The organism is Bradyrhizobium sp. (genome assembly GCF_019244115.1).
GTDB lineage: Bacteria > Pseudomonadota > Alphaproteobacteria > Rhizobiales > Xanthobacteraceae > Bradyrhizobium.
The window spans coordinates 1-2278 of sequence record NZ_JAFATE010000290.1; the positions used below are offsets into that span (position 1 = coordinate 1).

General features: G+C 63.2%; 2 protein-coding genes. Both read right to left on the bottom strand.

Features of this window, described 5'->3' with window-relative positions; translation table 11 throughout:
• Positions 1–767 precede the first annotated feature (767 nt).
• Complete coding sequence (locus JOZ76_RS12985; protein WP_291699028.1) at positions 768–1967, bottom strand: IS91 family transposase; 1200 nt, start codon at positions 1965–1967, stop codon at positions 768–770.
• Between the two features lie 13 nt (positions 1968–1980).
• A partial coding sequence (locus tag JOZ76_RS12990; RefSeq protein ID WP_291699029.1) for a tyrosine-type recombinase/integrase occupies positions 1981–2278 on the bottom strand: 298 nt, incomplete at its 5' end.

Below are 2278 nucleotides of genomic sequence, written 5' to 3' on the forward strand. Positions count from 1 at the left end.
CCCTCTGCATCGAGGCGGGATGGCCGAACCATACTTCTGTTTTACGGAAATGATCAAGAGATTTATTTTTTCCCCAAGGGCTGGACAGACATTCGCGGATGAGCAGTGATTTGCCCGTCGGGCGGCACTCAGCAACAGCGGCGGTGCAAGGCAGATGCAATGGCGTGCCATACCCTACGCTTTTCGAGATGAGCGGTCCTACAACGCTAGACGACGGCGCCGATCCGCAAGCCCACGATCGCGCCTTCGATATTGCCCACCGAGATACTCCGTCCGACATCCCGTCCAAGGCAGCAGTCGTTGTGATTGCGGAGGTGCTTGAGTCGATCGGCGACACCTGCCCGGAGTACTCGCCCGACCTGGAATCGACGTCAGCACACCAAGGGAAAGCGGACCACCCTCAGCGCGGTTCTGCATTTCCGACTCTGTGAAGGGTTTCGGATGCCGGCCGCTTGAAGGACGCTGCCGCGCGTTCGGCGGCCGGCGTCCGAAAGCCTCCAAGGAAGGAAACCGCGCTTAAGGGTACGTACAGCGGTGCCGCAATTGCTATGGGGATTTGAGCGCCGCGGGCGAGCTGGCTGACTTGAATCGAGCCGGTGCAGCGGGTTGTGCGACGGTGAAGCGGCTGAGAAATGAGCTGCGGATGGCGTTGAGCTCTGCAAATTGTCGGGCGATTTGTTGCGGATGGCGACCATATGGGCGCGCTCTGCCGTGGCCGGCCGAGAGCCAGCGAGCACGACGAAGGAATTTGCAGGACTGTGACGCGGTCATGAGGTGTCGATCCTGACGCGGTTCGTTGGGGCTGTCGGCTGATGCCGTGGTGTTGCATCGCGCGCGAACACCTCGATGATGATCATGCGACCGCCGCAGCACGGACAGGTCGGCTTGCTGGGATCGACCGCGGCAGTGATGGGCTTGGCTTCAGGTTCTGCAACGGCGAGCAGCTCACGCGCGCGTGCGATGTTGTCGGCGCAAGCGCCTCTGGCGAACAGGCCGTAGTGGCGGATGCGGTGCAAGCCTTTTGGCAGCACGTGGATGAGGAAGCGGCGGATGAACTCGTCGGTGGCGAGCGTCATCTGCTTGTATCGATCGCGACCTTCGATGCGGTAGTCCTTCCACTTGAAGGTGACGCCACGCTCGTCGAAGGCGATCAGGCGGCTGTTGGCGATGGCTACGCGGTGGGTGTAACGCGACAGATAGGCCAGCACCGCCTGAGGGCCGCCGAACGGACGCTTGGCATAGACGACCCACTCTGCCTTGCGCAGCGGTGCCAGAAAGGCTGTGAAGGATTGCGCATCGGCCAGATGGATGTCGATGCGGAAGAAGCTCAAGCGGCCGGCATGGTGTGCGGCGACGAGCTTCTCCAGGAACAATCGGCGGAACAGGCGGGAAAGCACGCGCACCGGGAGGAAGAATCCGGGCCGGCACGATACCCAGCGCTGGCCGTCCAGCGAGATGCCGCCGCCCGGAACGATCATGTGCACATGGGGGTGATAGGTCATGGCCGAACCCCAGGTGTGCAGCACGGAAGTGATGCCGATCTTGGCCCCCAGATGCTTCGGATCGGCGGCGATCGTCAGCAGGGTCTCGGCCGAGGCCTTGAACAGGAGATCGCAGACCACCGCCTTGTTCTGGTAGGCGATGTCGGCGATAGCCGCAGGCAGTGTAAACACCACGTGATAGTACGGCAGCGGTAACAGCTCGGCCTCGCGGTCGGCGAGCCAGTCCTTGGCGGCAGCGCCTTGGCACTTCGGGCAGTGCCGGTTCCGGCAGGAGTTGTAGGCGATCGTCGTATAGGCGCAGTCTGCGCAGCGCGCGACATGGCCGCCGAGGGCTGCCGTGCGGCAGTGCTCGATCGCCGACATCACCTTCAATTGTTCGAGGCTGACATGGCCGGCATGGGCTTTGCGCCATGCTGGGCCATGGCTGCGGAAGATATCCGCAACCTCCAAGGCCGGGCGCGACATCAGCGCCTTGGCGTCAACCGGGCGGTCGGATCTCCTTGAGCTTGAGTGCGATGTGCTCCAGCGGGCTTATGACCTCGCTGATCGTCTTGGTGGCGACGCGGGTGTAGAGCGCGGTGGTGTCCAGCTTGGCGTGACCGAGCAGCACCTGGATGACGCGGACATCGATGTTCTGCTCGAGCAGGTGGGTGGCGAAGCTGTGCCGCAAGGTGTGCAGCGAGACGCGCTTGTTGATCTCCGCCATTTGCGCCGCGGCATGGCAGGCGCGATTGAGCTGGCGGGTGGTCATTGGTTGGGCCGGATCGCGCCCGGGA

What these genes read in the sequence shown, in the direction of transcription:
- JOZ76_RS12985 (WP_291699028.1), bottom strand. Translation starts at nt 1,967, where the DNA reads ATGTCGCGCCCGGCCTTGGAGGTTGCGGATATCTTCCGCAGCCATGGC.